The following is a 14,790-nucleotide window of genomic DNA, read 5'->3' as shown; positions in this document are numbered from 1 at the left end:
GACGCCTGGGCGGAGGAGATGCCGAACGCGGCACCACCGAGCACGAGCGCACCGGTGGTCGCGAGGGTGATCGAGGTCTTGAGGCTCTTGCGCATTGGTCTGTCCTTTGCTGTGTGGGGCGCTCCGGCCGGTGGCCGAGCCGTCCGCTCCTGTGCGGCGACTTGCTGTGAGTCAGCTACAGCCCGGCCGAGTACGACCGGAGAGCGCCCTGGGCGTTTGCCCTTGTGACAGTGATTCGGCACCCCCTCGGAAACGGTTTGGAAGATTTTCTGGGATTCGTCGGATGCCCCCTCCGTAGCGTGGGTGCATGGCTCCCACCCCCACCTCGAGCACCGACCGGATCCGCGCGATCGACGCCTGGTGGCGTGCCGCGAACTACCTCACGGTCGGACAGATCTACCTGCTCGACAACCCGCTGCTCGACCGTCCGATCACTCCGGAGGACGTGAAGCCCCGACTCCTCGGCCACTGGGGCACCTCGCCGGCACTCAACCTCGTCTACGCACACTGCAACGCGCTCATCGCCGAGACCGACCGACAGCTGCTGTACATCTGCGGGCCCGGACACGGCGGCCCCGCCATGAACGCGAACGCACTGCTCGACGGCACGTGGGGCGAGCTGTACCCGTCGATCACACCGGACCAGGCCGGGCTGCAGCAGTTCTTCAAGCAGTTCTCGTTCCCCGGGGGCATCCCGTCGCACGCGGCTCCGGAGACACCAGGGTCGATCAACGAGGGCGGCGAGCTCGGCTACTCCCTCGCGCACGCGTACGGCGCAGCGCTCGACAACCCGGACCTCGTCGTCGCGTGCGTCGTCGGCGACGGCGAGGCCGAGACCGGTCCGCTCGCCGGGTCCTGGCAGGCGCACACGTTCCTCGACCCGGTGTCGGACGGTGCCGTGCTGCCGATCCTCAACCTCAACGGGTGGAAGATCGCCAACCCGACCGTCCTGGCGCGGATCCCCCACGACGACCTGCACGCGTACTTCCGCGGGCTCGGGTACGAGCCGATCGTGGTCGACTCCTCCCGCGTCGACGACGACCCGTTCGCGGTGCACGCCCTGTTCGACGGAGCCCTCCGCCGAGCGCTCGCCACGATCGACGACATCCAGGCCGCGGCACGTGCTCAGGCCCAGCGCGCCGCCGCCGGGCAGCCGGCGGGGGCCGCCGAGCTCCGCCCCCGGTGGCCGATGATCGTGCTCCGCACCCCGAAGGGCTGGACCGGCCCGAAGGAGGTCGACGGTCAGCAGGTCGAGGGCACCTTCCGCGCCCACCAGGTGCCCCTTCCCGCCGTCCGCGAGGACGACGAGCACCGTCGGCAGCTCGAGGAGTGGATGCGTTCCTACCGCCCCGAGGAGCTCTTCGACGACGACGGACAGCCGATCGGCATCCTCACCTCGATCCGGCCGACCGGCGACCTCCGGATGAGCGCGACCCCGCACGCGAACGGCGGACGGCTCCGCACCGCGCTCGACCGGCCAGGCCTGGAGGAGTTCGGCGTCCCCGTCGGCACCCCGGCGAGCGCCACCGGGACCCTCGGACCCTGGCTCGCCGCGCTCATCGAGCGGAACGGCTCGACGTTCCGCCTGTTCGGGCCCGACGAGACGATCTCGAACAAGCTCGACGCCGTGTTCGACGTCACGTCGCGCGTCTGGCGGGCCCAGCGTGCCGTCGGTGACGAGCACCTCGGTGCACTCGGCCGGGTCACCGAGGTGCTGTCCGAGCACCTGCTCGAGGGGATGCTCGAGGGCTACGTGCTGAGCGGACGTCACGGCGTCCTCAACACCTACGAGGCGTTCGCGCACATCATCGACTCGATGGTCGGGCAGTACGCGAAGTGGTTGGAGTCGTCGACCGACATCGACTGGCGCGCACCCGTCTCGAACCTGTCGATCCTGCTGTCGTCGCACGTCTGGCGACAGGACCACAACGGCTTCTCGCACCAGGACCCCGGGTTCCTCGACGTCGTCGCCTCGAAGCAGCAGGACCTCGTCCGGATCAAGCTGCCCGCCGACGCCAACACCCTGCTCGCGGTCGCCGCGCACGCGATGGAGACGACCGACCGCATCGAGGTCATCGTCGCGGGCAAGCACCCGGAGCCGGTCTTCCTGTCGCTGCCCGACGCGGTCGAGCACGTCGCCGCGGGGCTGGGCGTCTGGGGCTGGGCCGGAACGGAGGAGTCCGTCGGCCGCGTCGACGTCGTGCTCGCCTGCGCCGGGGACGTCCCCACCGTCGAGGCCGTCGCCGCAGCGGACATCATCCGCCAGCACGCCCCGTCCGTCGGCGTCCGCGTCGTGAACGTCGTCGACCTGCTGTCCATCGGTGACCCCCGGAAGCACGAGCACCCGATCAGCGACGACCGCTACGACGAGCTCTTCCTGCCGGGCACCCCGACCGTCTTCGCGTTCCACGGGTACCCGTCGCTCGTCCACCAGCTCACCTACCGGCGGCACGGGCACGACGACCTGCACGTGCACGGGTTCCTCGAGCAGGGCACCACGACGACGCCGTTCGACATGCTGATGCGCAACGAGATGGACCGGTTCGCACTCGCGCACGATGCGCTGACGCGCGTGGACGCTTCGGCGCACGAGGACCTGCTCGGTCGGTTGACCGAGGCGCGGGCCGCAGCACGGGCGTACGCGTACACGAAGGGCGAGGACCACCCGTCGGTCGGTGGGTGGGAGTTCTCGGGGTGGCCGGTAGGCGACTGACGTCGCCGGTCCTCCACAGCCTGGAGGAGCGGATCACGTTCCACAGGACCGGTCGCGCAGTGCGCGTGGCCGGTCGCCGTGCGTCACGGTGGTCGGCATGGACGTCGGGTGGACGAGCGCGGTGGTGTCGCTCCTGAGCGCATTGGTGGCGGTGGCGAGCGTCGTCGTCACGATGGTCGAGGGGCGGCGGGCGCGGCGGAATACAGAGTTCTTGGGACATCGCGACCACTGGTGGCAGCGTTGGTCGTGGGTGGTCGAGCGGGCGTTGTCGGACGACGAACGAGGGCGTGATGCGGCCGCCCTGATGACGCACGCGCTCATGACTCGTGCGTGGGTCACGAGCGACGACGCGTGGGTGCACGACGCCCTCGATGAACGCGAGACACGCAAAGCGCGAAAGCGTGGCGATGGAGAGGAACAGACGGACGATGATCTCCGACGAACCTGACGACACCTTCAAGGCACGACTCGACCGGATGGAACGTCGAGCACCGATCTTGCTCGCAGATCCGCACTACGGTCCGCTCTACCGGGCCAAGGGCGGCCCGGAGCTGATCGAAGAGATGCGGATCGAGTGGCGGGAGCGCGAGGAACGCGCACGGGCGCGGAAGCTCCGGTGGGAGGCCTCGATCAGCGAGGGCTGAGCGGCGGCACCACCGCAGTGCCACGCTGGACCGGTGAGCGACCTCGTCATCCCCGCCCCGCCCCTCCCGACCGTCCCGACCTCGACCGGCGGGCGGTTCCCGGTGCGGCGGGTGTTCTGCGTCGGACGGAACTACGCGGCGCACGCGCGGGAGATGGGCCACGACCCGGACCGCGAGCCGCCGTTCTTCTTCACGAAGCCGGCCGACGCGGTCGTCGTCGACGGTGCGGACACCCCGTACCCGAGCGTGACGGGACGGCTCGAACACGAGGTCGAACTCGTCGTGGCGATCGGGACCGGTGGCGCGGACATCGCCGTCGCGGACGCACTCGGCCACGTGTGGGGCTACACCGTCGGCCTCGACCTGACCCGCCGCGACCTCCAGGCCGAGGCGAAGCGGCTCGGCCGGCCGTGGGACACCGCGAAGGGGTTCGACGCGTCGGCTCCGGTGGGGATCCTCGTGCCGGCGGCGGACGTCGACCCGACAGCGGGGTCGATCGACCTCCGGGTGAACGGCGACCTCCGACAGTCCGGCGACCTCGCCGACCAGATCTGGTCGGTGGCCGAGACCGTCGCCGAGCTCTCCCGCTTCGTGGCGCTCGCTCCGGGCGACCTCCTCATGACCGGGACTCCGGACGGGGTCGGGGTCCTGGAACGCGGTGACGTCCTGCAGGGTGCGATCGCCGGCGTCGGGTCGGTCCGCACCCGTATCGTCTGACCGCACCGCTCCCCACGACCGTTTCACGCATGTGTCCGGGCCCTGGGAACGCTCGCAGCACCGGCGAGTAGCAATGTGTCGACGCCGCTGCGGGGTGCGCGGCGTCTCCACACACGGGACACGTCGTTCGTGACGGGGCGTCGAGCGTGTCCGGACAACGGAGGTGACGCCGTGCAGGAACACGACCTGCTCGCGACGTCCTGGACATGGGCGGGCACCGAGCCGATCGCGGAGCGCATCCGCGCCGTCGGTGCTGCCGGGTTCGCGGGACTCTCGCTCACGCTCGGGGACCTGCACGAGGTGCGGGCGACCACCGGGTTCGCCGAACTCCGCCGCGTGCTCGACGGAGCCGGCATCGTCTGGGTCCAGCTCGGACCGCTCGAACAGTGGTGGACCTGCTCCGGGCGCACTGCCGAGCAGGACGCCGATCGCGGGGTCGTGCTCGAGGCCGCCGCGACCCTGAGCGCCTGGCAGGTCGTCGTCCGTGCCGACACCACGCTCCCGGGCATCTCGCCCACCGCGATGGTCGACGACTGGAACGACCTCGCCGGTCAGGCCGCGAAGGTCGGTGCACAACTCGTCCTCGAACCGGAGCCGTGGTCGAACCTGCCGACGGTGGAACGGGCCTCGCGGTTCGTCGCTGCGGCCGGGCACCCGAACGGTGGACTCCTCGTCGACGCGATGCACGCGCTCCGGGGTGGCTCGACGCTCGCGTCCATCCGGCAGGGTGTCGCTCCGGCGACGCTCGCGGCGGTCGAGCTGAGCGACGGGTTGCTGCACACCCCGGCGGGCATGACGCTCGCCGAGGAGTCGCGCGAGGCACGCCATCTCCCGGGCGCGGGCGCGTGGGACATCCCCGGGTTCATCCGGACCGTGCGGGACCTCGGGTACGACGAGCCGTGGGGCGTCGAGGTCCGGACGGCGGCGCACCGTGCGATGCCGCTCGGGGACGCCCTCCGCACCGCCGCTGCGGCCACCCGCGCGGTGCTCGATGCCGCGGACGCGTACGGCACGCCGGCGGCACCGGCCATGCCGACCACGCCTGCTCCGACCTCCGCGGTCGACTTCGAGCCGCCGACGGCACGACCGCGGACCAGCCCGCGGCGCGATGCCGACACAGGAACGCCCGCGTAGCCTCGGCCGCATGACCGACCACGCAGCACACGACGACGACCTGCTCCGCCGTTCGCAGGAGTCCATCGACGAGGCGAAGGCCGCAGCAGCAGAGGTGAGCGAGCCCGAGGAGGACGAACTCATCGACGAGGGCGTGCCGGTCGCCGACGACGCCGAACCGACCGACGGCCCCGCGCCGGCCGCCTGACCGCGCTCTGTCGGCCGCCTGACCGCGCTCCGCGACGTCAGTCGATCTCGACGACGCGAACGGTGACGTCTGCCGGACGTCGGCCCAACGACTCATCGGCCGCCGCGACGACGGCATCACGGACGGCACGGACGAGCGCGATCGTCGGTGCCCGGCGGTCCGAGGTGACGACCACGCGGATCCGTGCGCCGTCCGCACGGTCCTGCACGAGCACCGCCCCGCCGTCGCGCGGCAGGTCCAGCACCGAGCGGATGTCCCGCACGAGCGTGGCGAGCTTCGGCCCCGGTGGCACGACCGACCGCACCCCGGGCACGCCGAGCACGACCTCGGTCAGTCCACGCGAGACGCTCCGCACGTCGGCGCTCATCGTCGTCTCCCGTCGATCAGGTCCGCCACCCGGACGGTGAGCGAGCGCACCGTGAAGGGCGCGTGCGCGGAGAAGGCCGCGGCCACGAGATCCCGGAGCGCCTCGGCTCGAAGGTGCACCGGCCCGTCGGCGGTCACCGCGATCGACACCTCGACGTCGACCTGGCCGCCCGGCCCCTCGACGTCGCCGGTGAAGCGGGTCCGCCGGACGGTCACACCAGGGACGTCGTCGCCGAGTGCCCGGACGAGTGCCCGCAGTGCGCCCTCGGTCACGACGAGCGTCGAAGCGGGGTCGTCGTCCGGCACCGGGATGTCCCGCCCAGCGTGCGCCGTGGTGCGGATGGACGTGAGCACGCTCGCGATCCAGCCGTCGTCCGCGCCGACGGCCTCGGCGTCGAGCAGGTCCCGCGACGCGGTCCGGAGCAGTTCGAGCCGGGCGAGAGCAGCCGCAGCCTCGGGGTCGTCCTCGATGTCCGGGCGGACGGGAGTCCGGTGCGAGTCGAGGTAGTCGGACAGCTCTTCGAGGGTGAAGGCGCCGAAGCGTTCGTCGTCGGTCATCGCCACCCCTCCATCTGTTCCAGGACACGACGCCGTGTCCGGGCGAGCACCCCGCGAACCGTCGCCTGCGGCATCCCCGTCGCCTCGGCGATCTCGGCGTAGGACGCCCCACCGATCTCCCGCATCACCCAGACCGCGCGCGGGCCGTCCGGGAGAGCCTGCACGATACGCGCGAGTTCCTGGACCTGCAGCCGTGCGCTCACCACGTCGTCGACCGGACGGTCGTCGACGGACTCGGCCACTGCCTCCAGGTCGAGGTGGGGGTGACGACGCCGGAGGCGGTCGAGCGCCTTGTTCGCGGCGATCCGGAACAGCCAGTTCCGCACCCGGTCGGGGTCGTCGACCCGGTCGATGCGCTGCCACGCCTGCAGCGCTGCCTCCTGTACGGCGTCGTCGGCCTCGCCGTCGCCGTGCCCGAGGATCCGTGCGGCGTAGGCACGCATGTGCGGACCGTACCGGCGGATGAGCACACCGAACGCGACGGTGTCGCCGTCCGCGCTGCGTTCGACCAAGGAGGCGTCCGACAGGGACGCCAGGGCGTCAGCGTCGCTCAGGATCGACTCCTCGGTGCTGGTTCGGATCGGGCATTTCGGGATGGAACGTGACGAACGGTGCATTGGTCACGTCATACATACGTGCCTACCAGGTGTGCTCCGCGCGCCCGGTACGAGAGCGCGTCGTGGCCGGCCATCCCTGAACGGTCGGTCACGGCGCTTCGACGGCGGCCCGTGCGTTCCCTGATCCGGCGCACGGGTCGCCTTCCCCCACGGTCGGGCGTTCCGCTACTCGTCGACCTCGTCGCCCAAGAAGTCCGCGTACGTGACCTCGGACTCCGACAGCGCGCCCGGATCGACCGGTGTCCTCGCTGACCGGTCCCCCGCGACCGTGACTCGTTCCTCCGCGGTGAACGGGGGCAGGTACTTGCTCGCGCTCATGCTCGCGCCCTTTCGTCCCGGTGAACGTAACAGCCCACGACGGAAACCCAGGCGATCAGGGCACAATCGTCCCCCGGTCGAGGGTCGAACGGGGGACGGAAGTTCGCCGCGGGCTGACCCCATGCGGACGCATGCTCAGGTCTCCCGGACGACGTCCGACGGGTCCTTGTCCACCCGCCATCCGCGCCAGGACGGCTGCCGCAGCCGACCGTCCGACGTCCACTCGGCGAACTCGACCTCGCCGACGCGCTTCGGAGTGACCCAGTGCGCGTCGCGCGCATCGGGTCGTGGGACGTCGACGAACGGCGAGGACTTCCGTTCCAGTGCGTCGAGCACGGTGCCGATCTCGTCGAGGTCCCGGTCGCGGAAACCCGTGCCGACCTTCCCGATGTACTCGAGCCCGTCGGGCCCCGGCACCCCCAGCAGCAGGGAACCGACGCCACCGGCCCGCCGGCCGCTGCCGGGCTTCCACCCGCCGACGACCACCTCCTGCGTGGCGTGGTGCTTCAGCTTGAGCCACGCTTCCGAGCGTCGCCCCTCGGCGTACTTCGAGGACCGCTTCTTCGCCACGACCCCCTCGAGCCCCTGCTCGGCGGAGTCGGACATCGCGCGTGCCAGGTCCCCCTGGTACGCCGGCGGGATCTCGATCGCACCGCCGGGTTCGACGACGGTCTCCAGGGCCTGCCGCCGAGCGTCGTACCCGAGCCGTGTCAGCTCGTGCCCGTCAGCCTCGAGCACGTCGAAGAGCAACAGACGGACGGGTGTGGTCTCGCGGGCGGCGTCGACCTCCCGCTTCCGAGTCAGCCCCATGCGGTTCTGGAGCAGCTGGAACGAGGGGCGTCCCCGATCGTCGAGCGCCACGATCTCACCGTCGAACACACCGTCCACGCCGGCTCGGTCGCCGAGATCCTGCAGCTCGGGGTACTGCATCGTCAGGTCGTTGTCGTTGCGGCTGCGGAGCGTGACCGCGCCGTCGCGGACGGTCGCGAGGGCGCGGATCCCGTCCCACTTCATCTCGAACGCCCAGTCCGCCGGGTCGAGGGTCGGTTCGCCCTTCGCGAGCGAGGCCTGCATGGTCCGGCGGTCCGCCGGCGCGGTCTCCGAGTCGGCGGCCCGGTCGATGCGCCCCTGCCCGTCGTGCGCGGTGCCGGACCGGGAGGCGCGGCTCGGCTCCGCCGGTCGGCCACCGTCCGCAAGGCGGTCCGGTTGGTCCTTCGTGCGGTGGATGAGCCAGTTCTTCTCGTCGCCGTCACGGCCGCGACCACGCCCACGGGTGTGCAGGAGCGCCAGACGGCGAGCGCCGCCGGTCCGACCGTGCAGGGTGACGATGACCTCCTCGCCCTCGCGCCACTTCTCGAGTTCGTACGTGCCGTCGTCCCAGATCGTGACCGTGCCGCCGCCGTACTCGTCCTTCGGGATCGTGCCCTCGAAGGCGCCGTACTCGAGCGGGTGGTCCTCGGTCTGCACGGCGAGGTGGTTCTTGCCCGGGTCCGTCGGTTCACCCTTCGGCAGCGCCCAGCTGACCAGGACGCCGTCGTGCTCCAGCCGGAAGTCGTAGTGGTCCCGGGTGGCGTGGTGCTCCTGGATGACGAACGTCGGGGTGCCGTCCTTCCGGACCGTCGGCGCGTCCTCGGGGACGGGCTCCGGCGTCTTCGACGCGTCGCGCTTGGCTCGGTAGGCGGCCAGCCGGTCGAGACCCGGCTGCTCGGCCTCGTTCGCCTGTCGGGTCCGATCGCCGTCCCAGTGACCGTGGTCGTCACGCCCGACCGCCAACGAGGCGGACGCGACCGGGTGCAGGAAGTCCCCCCGTGCCTCCAGGCGTTCCAGGACCTCGTCCAGCGTGAGCTGGGCCAACCCGCGTTCCTCGAGTTCCTTCCAGGTGCGAGGCGCGGCGACCGTCGGCCGGTCACGGCCGCGCAGCGAGTACGGCGCGATGGTCGTCTTGTTGCCGTTGTTCTGCGACCAGTCGACGAAGACCTTGCCGGTGCGTTCGGCGCGGCTCATCGACGACAGCACGAGGTCCGGCATGTCCTGCTCCAGCGCCTTGGCGAGCTCGTGCGCCACCTCTGAGACGTGCGCGGTCGTCGCTCGGCCGTCCAGCGCGGCGTAGAGGTGGATGCCCTTCGACCCGGAGGTCACCGGGTACGGGTCGAGCCCCATGCCGTGCAGGAGCTCCCGCGCCGCGACGGCCACCTCGACGCACTCGGGCAGGCCGACGCCGTCCCCTGGGTCGAGGTCGAGCACGAGCCGGTCCGGGTTCTGCTGGCCGCCACGGGGGCCGAACCGCCACTGCGGCACGTGCAGCTCGAGCGCGGCCTGCTGCGCCATCCACACGAGCGTCGGCAGGTCGTCGACGATCGGGTACTCGTTGTCGTGCTCGGAGTGGTGGATCGTGTGGTGCCGGACCCAGTCGGGGGCGGAGTCCGGCAGGTTCTTCTCGAAGAACACCTTGCCGTCCACGCCGTTCGCCCACCGCTTCCGGGTCACCGGACGGTCCTTCACGTGCGGGATCATCCACGGCGCCACCCGCTCGTAGTACTCGATCACCCGTCCCTTGGTCGTGCCGGTCTCGGGGTAGAGCACCTTGTCGGTGTTCGTCAGCGCCAGGCGGCGGTCCCCCACCAGGACCACGGTCTTGCGTGCCGTCGGACTCACAGCGCGACCCCGGTCGCACCGGCCACGGTGAGGGTCGTGCCGGACGTGTACGACGACTCCGGACCGGCCAGGTAGACGTACGCGCTGCCGAGCTCGACGGGCTGCGCGGGCCGACCGAACGGGGTGTCCTGGCCGTACGCCGCGATCTCGTCGCCCGGGTAGCTGATCGGTTGGAGCGGCGTCCACACCGGACCCGGCACGACGGTGTTCGCGCGGATGCCCTTCGCCGCGAGCTGCCGGGCCAGTCCGTTCGTGTACGTGATGATGGCTGCCTTCGTCGCCGCGTAGTCGATCATGCGGTCCTGCGGCTGGTACGCCGACACCGAACTCGTCGTCACGATCGCGCTGCCGGGGGCCATGTGCGGGACGGCCGCCCGGACCAGCCAGAACAGCGAGTACAGGTTGACCTTCATGGTCCGGTCGAAGTCCGCGGTCGGCTGCTCGGTGACGTCCTCATGCACCTGCTGGTGGCCCGCGACGAGCACCAGCGCGTCGAGCCCGCCGAGCTCGCTCACCGCGTCGCGGACGAGCGTCTCGCAGAACCCCTCGTCGGTGAGGTCCCCGGGGAGCAGCACGGCCTTCCGCCCGAGGTCGCCCACGACGTCCCGGACGGCTTCCAGATCGTCGCGTTCCTCGGGCAGGGCGTTCAGCGCGACGTCGGCCCCTTCCTTCGCCATCGCGATCGCTGCCGCTCGCCCGATGCCCGAGTCAGCCCCGGTGACGAGCACGCGGTAGCCGGGCATGCGCCCCGTGCCGAGGTACGACGTCTCCCCGTGGTCGGGCTCGGGGTCCATCGCACTCGCCAGCCCGGACCCCTGCTGCGTCTGTGCTGGGAAGGGTGGGCGCGGGAACTGCGAGCGAGGGTCCTGCTTGTCGAGCTGGCTCATGCGCCCATCGTGCTCGCGCGCCGCCCGCCCCGGTTCAGTCAAGCGGGAACTGTGGAGAACCCGTCGGCTGCGGGCGCTCCTGTGCAGACACGGGCATCATGTGCCCATGAGGTCGATCTGGAAGGGCTCCATCGCGTTCGGGCTCGTCAACGTGCCCATCAAGGTCTACGCGGCCACCGAGACCCACGACGTCTCGCTCCACCAGGTCCACGACGAGGACAAGGGCCGCATCCGGTACAAGCGCGTGTGCGAATTCGGCCACGAGGTCGAGTACGCAGACATCCAGCGCGCCTACGACGACGGCGACAAGACGGTGGTGCTGACGGCGGACGACTTCAAGAAGCTCCCCGAGGAGCAGTCCCACGAGATCGAGGTCCTCGAGTTCGTGCCGGTCGAGCAGGTCGATCCGATGATGTTCGAGAAGTCGTACTACCTCGAGCCCGATTCGCGCTCCCCGAAGGCGTACGTGCTGCTGCGCGAGACCCTGGCGAAGACCGACCGGCTGGCGATCGTGCAGTTCACCCTGCGCCAGAAGACCCGGCTCGGCGTCCTCCGGGTGAACGACGAGGTCATCCTCCTGCAGGGCCTGCTCTGGGGTGACGAGGTGCGCGCTGCGGACTTGAAGGCCCTCGACACGTCCGTCAAGGTCAGCCCGACCGAGCTGAAGATGTCGTCCTCGCTCGTCGACAGCATGTCGACGGACTTCGACCCCGACCGCTACACCGACTCGTACCAGGCGGAGCTGCAGCAGCTCATCGACGCGAAGCTCGAGGCCGGCGACGACATCGACACCGAGAAGACCTTCGGTGAACAGACGGACGAGGACGACGATGGCGAAGGTGGTGACGTCATCGACCTGATGGCCGCCCTGCGGGCGTCCGTGGACAAGAAGCGGTCTGGAGGCACGGGGTCGCGTTCCCGGAGCGGGTCCGGTTCCGCGAAGAACGAGTCCACGGCAGACGAGTCACCGAAGAAGGCGCCCGCCAAGAAGGCACCGGCGAAGAAGACGCCGGCGAAGAAGGCCCCTGCCAAGAAGCCCGCCGCGAAGAAGCAGGCGAGCTAGCCGGACCCGCGACACGAGGCGGAAACACGCGTCCGCCAGACTTGGCACATGACTCCAGAAGAGCCTGGGGCCTTGTCGTCGCCACCCGCGACCGATGGCCCGCCCGTCACCGTCTCCATCACCCGCCTGGTCGAACCCGAACGGATCCCCGACGTCACCCGGTGGGTGCAGTCCGGCGTGAACCTCGCGAACCGCTACCCGGGCTTCCTCGGCTCGGGGTGGGTGCGATCGCACGCGACGAGCCGCGAGTGGCACATGCTGTACCGGTTCGCCGACCACGACTCCCTCGCCACGTGGGAGAACTCCGACGACCGGCTGCGGTGGCTCGACCTCGGCCGTGACCTCGTGGTGGAGTCCCGCGTCGAGAAGCGCACCGGGATCGAGGGCTGGTTCGACGCCCCGGCCGATGCCCCGGCGTCGAGCGCTCCGCCGCGGTGGAAGCAGGCGGTGAGCATCTGGCTCGGGTTCTTCCCGGTGAACCTGGCCTTCACGTACCTGGTCGGCTGGCTGGTCCCCGCGTTCGGCCACCTGCCCGTGCTGCCCCGGGTGCTCGTGACGACGCTCGTGCTCACCCCCATCATGACGTTCTGGGTGCTCCCCTTCGTCACCCGGATGATCCGCCCGTGGCTGCTCGCACCCCCGCGCGCCGTGCGGGCGGTGCAGCGCGCCTAGACCCGGTCGTGCCCGAGCGCGCTCCAGCCGACCCGGAGCACGTACGGCCGTGCCTCGGTGGCCGACGCCTCGGTCTCGTAGGTCAGCGCGAGCATGGCGATCGCGCCGAAGGCGCCGGAGACCCGGGCCCGACGCTCGAGCGACGTGGCGTCGGCATGCTCCATGTCGATGCCGAACGCGGCGAGGAGCGCCCGGGCGACGGGTTCGAGCCGGATGCCGACGTCGTCGCCCCGACGGAGCGTGAACGCGGCGAGAGCGAGTTCCGCCCAGCCGGGTCGGGTGAGTGCGAGGTCCGTGATGCCGGCCAGTGCGGCGGCGTCACGGTCTGGTCCGGCGGGGACCTCCGACACGGCCGCCCGGATCACCTCGGTCTGCGCGGTGCACTGCGCCAGTGCCGCGTCGACGAGCGACTCCTTGTTCGTGAACCGCGCGAGGATGCCGGCCTTCGAGTACCCGGCCTGGTCCGCGACGGCCTGCACCGCGGTGTCCTTGATCCCACGCCGGGCGATGAGTCCGGCGGTGATGTCGAGGACGTCGCGGTCGATCTCCTCGCTGGACGGCCTGCCCCGGCGCGGGGTCATCCGCGACCCCGCAGCGACGACACCGCCAGGGTCACGCCCGTCATGAGCTCCCACGCCACGATCGTGTACACGGAAGCACGCTCCCACACTCCGTCGGGGAACACGTCGACGACGCTCGACGACGAGTCCACCAGGAGCATCACGAGCGACACGATGCCGACGACGCCGAGCACGACGCTCACGACCCGGTAGGCCCGGGGAGCCCGCAGCGCGGAGGACCCGGTGCCCGCCACGATCGCCAGGACGTTGCCGCTCAGGATCGCCACCGCAGCCCCGCTCACGTGCAGCACGATCGCACCGCTCTCGACGCTCGCCTCGCTGCCGTGGAACAGCCCGACGAGCAGGATGCCGACGAAGTGCAGCGCGGCGAGGACCCCGACCGCCGCCCGGACCCGGCTGGACGCCGACCGGACGAGGACCGCGACGAGCACCCCGGCCAGGCCGAACAGGATCCCGTGCCCGATGAACGTCGTGTTCATGACGGCGTGCAGCGGAGAGTCGATCGCCCGGCCCTGGAAGGACCCGACCTCGGGCACCCCGAGGTCCGAGATGTAGTTCGTGGCGTAGCTGTAGCGCGGGTACGCGGCGGCGGTGATCGCCTCGCCGGTCAGCCAGCCGACGCCGCCGAGGATCCAGAGGAGCGCTGAGAGGCCCATACCGCGAGTGTCCGTTTTGGTCATACTGTGACCATAACGGTCAAATCTGGGGCTCAGCCCAGGACGCTCAGCTGGTCGAGCCGCTCCAGGATCACGCCCTCGCGGAGCGCCCACGGGCAGATCTCCAGCGCGGGCAGGTCGAAGATGTCCAGGCACGCCTCGGCGACGAGCGCTCCCGGGACGACCTGGTGTGCCCGGCTCGGCGAGACCCCCGGGAGCTCAGCCAGCTCGGCCACCGACATCGTGAGCAGCGACGGCAGCTTCGTCCGCAGTACCTCCCCGTCGAGGGCGCGCGGCACGAGCGGCCCGGCACCGGACGGCGCGGCGCCGCAGATCCGGGCGATCGAGCGGAAGGTCTTCGAGGTGGCGACGGCACGGTCCGGCCGCCCGGCGCGCAGGAGGAGCCCGGCATCGCGGGCGATCTCGACCCGGATCTCGTGGCGGATCCGGCGGACGTCGTCCTCGGTGGGGGTCCCCGCGGCGAAGTACGAGCGGGCGAGCCGAGCGGCACCGATCGGCATCGACCACGCCACGTCGGGGGCCTCGTCGCCACCGCCGGCGATCTCGAGCGACCCGCCACCGATGTCGAACACCGCGAGCCGCCCGGCCGACCAGCCGAACCACCGCCGGACGGCGAGGAACGTCAGGCGCGCTTCGTCCTCGCCGGAGAGCACGGCGAGCTCGACGCCGGTGGCCGACTCGACGTGGGCCAGGACGGCCTCGGAGTTCACCGCGTCGCGCACCGCGGAGGTCGCGAACGCGAGCATGTCCTCGCACCCGCGTTCCTCGGCGACGCGGACGGCATCGGCGACGAACGCGGTCAGTGCCTCGACGCCCGCCTCCGTCACCGCACCGGCGTCGTCGAGGTGCTCGGCGAGCCGGAGCGGCTGCTTGAACGACGACGCCGGCAGCGGCGCCGCGCCGCCGTGGGCGTCGACCACCAGGAGGTGGCCGGTGTTGGACCCGATGTCGAGGACTCCCACGCGCATGCATGCAGAATACCGGCGCGTAGGGCCCGTGAT

At 71.1% G+C, this 14,790-nt stretch carries 17 protein-coding genes; 8 read left to right on the top strand and 9 right to left on the bottom strand.

What is annotated here, in order from left to right; translation table 11 throughout:
• Nucleotides 1–307: 307 nt before the first annotated feature.
• From ABIC61_RS14265 to ABIC61_RS14240, 6 genes are all read left to right on the top strand, one after another.
• Nucleotides 308–2,713, top strand: coding sequence for a phosphoketolase family protein (locus tag ABIC61_RS14265; RefSeq protein ID WP_354030443.1), 2,406 nt, complete (start codon nucleotides 308–310; stop codon nucleotides 2,711–2,713).
• A 97-nt stretch (nucleotides 2,714–2,810) separates the two neighbouring features.
• On the top strand, nucleotides 2,811–3,161 hold the full coding sequence (locus ABIC61_RS14260) for a hypothetical protein (RefSeq protein ID WP_354030442.1): 351 nt from the start codon (nucleotides 2,811–2,813) through the stop codon (nucleotides 3,159–3,161).
• Nucleotides 3,142–3,357 carry a hypothetical protein gene (locus ABIC61_RS14255; RefSeq protein ID WP_144756521.1) on the top strand — a complete coding sequence of 72 codons (216 nt, stop codon included), beginning with the start codon at nucleotides 3,142–3,144 and terminating at the stop codon, nucleotides 3,355–3,357. The genes ABIC61_RS14260 and ABIC61_RS14255 overlap by 20 nt, the downstream gene beginning before the upstream one ends.
• A 33-nt stretch (nucleotides 3,358–3,390) precedes the next feature.
• Nucleotides 3,391–4,074 (top strand): fumarylacetoacetate hydrolase family protein, encoded by a 684-nt coding sequence (locus ABIC61_RS14250; RefSeq protein WP_354030441.1) that lies wholly within the window; start codon nucleotides 3,391–3,393, stop codon nucleotides 4,072–4,074.
• 171 nt (nucleotides 4,075–4,245) lie between these two features.
• Nucleotides 4,246–5,208 carry a sugar phosphate isomerase/epimerase family protein gene (locus ABIC61_RS14245; protein WP_186322093.1) on the top strand — a complete coding sequence of 321 codons (963 nt, stop codon included), beginning with the start codon at nucleotides 4,246–4,248 and terminating at the stop codon, nucleotides 5,206–5,208.
• A gap of 10 nt (nucleotides 5,209–5,218) precedes the next feature.
• Complete coding sequence (locus tag ABIC61_RS14240) at nucleotides 5,219–5,395, top strand: hypothetical protein (RefSeq protein WP_186322094.1); 177 nt, start codon at nucleotides 5,219–5,221, stop codon at nucleotides 5,393–5,395.
• Nucleotides 5,396–5,432: 37 nt separating this feature from the next.
• Here ABIC61_RS14240 and ABIC61_RS14235 read toward each other — a convergent pair whose 3' ends face one another.
• From ABIC61_RS14235 to ABIC61_RS14210, 6 genes are all read right to left on the bottom strand, one after another.
• Nucleotides 5,433–5,762, bottom strand: coding sequence for a hypothetical protein (locus ABIC61_RS14235; protein WP_354030440.1), 330 nt, complete (start codon nucleotides 5,760–5,762; stop codon nucleotides 5,433–5,435).
• Nucleotides 5,759–6,319 (bottom strand): hypothetical protein, encoded by a 561-nt coding sequence (locus tag ABIC61_RS14230; protein ID WP_354030439.1) that lies wholly within the window; start codon nucleotides 6,317–6,319, stop codon nucleotides 5,759–5,761. The genes ABIC61_RS14235 and ABIC61_RS14230 overlap by 4 nt, the downstream gene beginning before the upstream one ends.
• On the bottom strand, nucleotides 6,316–6,936 hold the full coding sequence (locus ABIC61_RS14225; RefSeq protein WP_354030438.1) for an RNA polymerase sigma factor: 621 nt from the start codon (nucleotides 6,934–6,936) through the stop codon (nucleotides 6,316–6,318). Before ABIC61_RS14225 ends, ABIC61_RS14230 begins: the two co-directional genes overlap by 4 nt.
• A 165-nt stretch (nucleotides 6,937–7,101) precedes the next feature.
• Nucleotides 7,102–7,254: a hypothetical protein gene (locus ABIC61_RS14220; RefSeq protein ID WP_158521878.1), complete on the bottom strand. Its 153-nt coding sequence runs from the start codon at nucleotides 7,252–7,254 to the stop codon at nucleotides 7,102–7,104.
• Nucleotides 7,255–7,389: 135 nt separating this feature from the next.
• Nucleotides 7,390–9,909, bottom strand: coding sequence for an ATP-dependent DNA ligase (locus ABIC61_RS14215; RefSeq protein WP_354030437.1), 2,520 nt, complete (start codon nucleotides 9,907–9,909; stop codon nucleotides 7,390–7,392).
• Nucleotides 9,906–10,796: an SDR family oxidoreductase gene (locus ABIC61_RS14210; RefSeq protein WP_354030436.1), complete on the bottom strand. Its 891-nt coding sequence runs from the start codon at nucleotides 10,794–10,796 to the stop codon at nucleotides 9,906–9,908. The genes ABIC61_RS14215 and ABIC61_RS14210 overlap by 4 nt, the downstream gene beginning before the upstream one ends.
• Nucleotides 10,797–10,902: 106 nt before the next feature.
• Between ABIC61_RS14210 and ku the strand changes: the two genes are divergently transcribed.
• On the top strand, nucleotides 10,903–11,859 hold the full coding sequence (gene ku, locus ABIC61_RS14205; RefSeq protein WP_354030435.1) for a non-homologous end joining protein Ku: 957 nt from the start codon (nucleotides 10,903–10,905) through the stop codon (nucleotides 11,857–11,859).
• A 48-nt stretch (nucleotides 11,860–11,907) separates the two neighbouring features.
• Nucleotides 11,908–12,531, top strand: coding sequence for an antibiotic biosynthesis monooxygenase (locus ABIC61_RS14200; protein WP_502908815.1), 624 nt, complete (start codon nucleotides 11,908–11,910; stop codon nucleotides 12,529–12,531).
• Here ABIC61_RS14200 and ABIC61_RS14195 read toward each other — a convergent pair.
• The 3 genes from ABIC61_RS14195 to ABIC61_RS14185 are packed head-to-tail and all read right to left on the bottom strand — an operon-like array spanning nucleotide 12,528 to nucleotide 14,757.
• Complete coding sequence (locus ABIC61_RS14195) at nucleotides 12,528–13,112, bottom strand: TetR/AcrR family transcriptional regulator (RefSeq protein ID WP_354030433.1); 585 nt, start codon at nucleotides 13,110–13,112, stop codon at nucleotides 12,528–12,530. The genes ABIC61_RS14200 and ABIC61_RS14195 overlap by 4 nt on opposite strands.
• Complete coding sequence (locus ABIC61_RS14190; RefSeq protein WP_354030432.1) at nucleotides 13,109–13,768, bottom strand: DUF998 domain-containing protein; 660 nt, start codon at nucleotides 13,766–13,768, stop codon at nucleotides 13,109–13,111. Before ABIC61_RS14190 ends, ABIC61_RS14195 begins: the two co-directional genes overlap by 4 nt.
• 53 nt (nucleotides 13,769–13,821) lie before the next feature.
• Nucleotides 13,822–14,757, bottom strand: a complete 936-nt coding sequence (locus ABIC61_RS14185; RefSeq protein WP_354030431.1) for a Ppx/GppA family phosphatase — start codon at nucleotides 14,755–14,757, stop codon at nucleotides 13,822–13,824.
• Between the last annotated feature and the right edge of the window lie 33 nt (nucleotides 14,758–14,790).

The organism is Curtobacterium sp. 1544, from assembly GCF_040544915.1.
Lineage (GTDB): Bacteria > Actinomycetota > Actinomycetes > Actinomycetales > Microbacteriaceae > Curtobacterium > Curtobacterium pusillum_C.
This window is presented reverse-complemented; position numbering and strand designations above follow the sequence as displayed.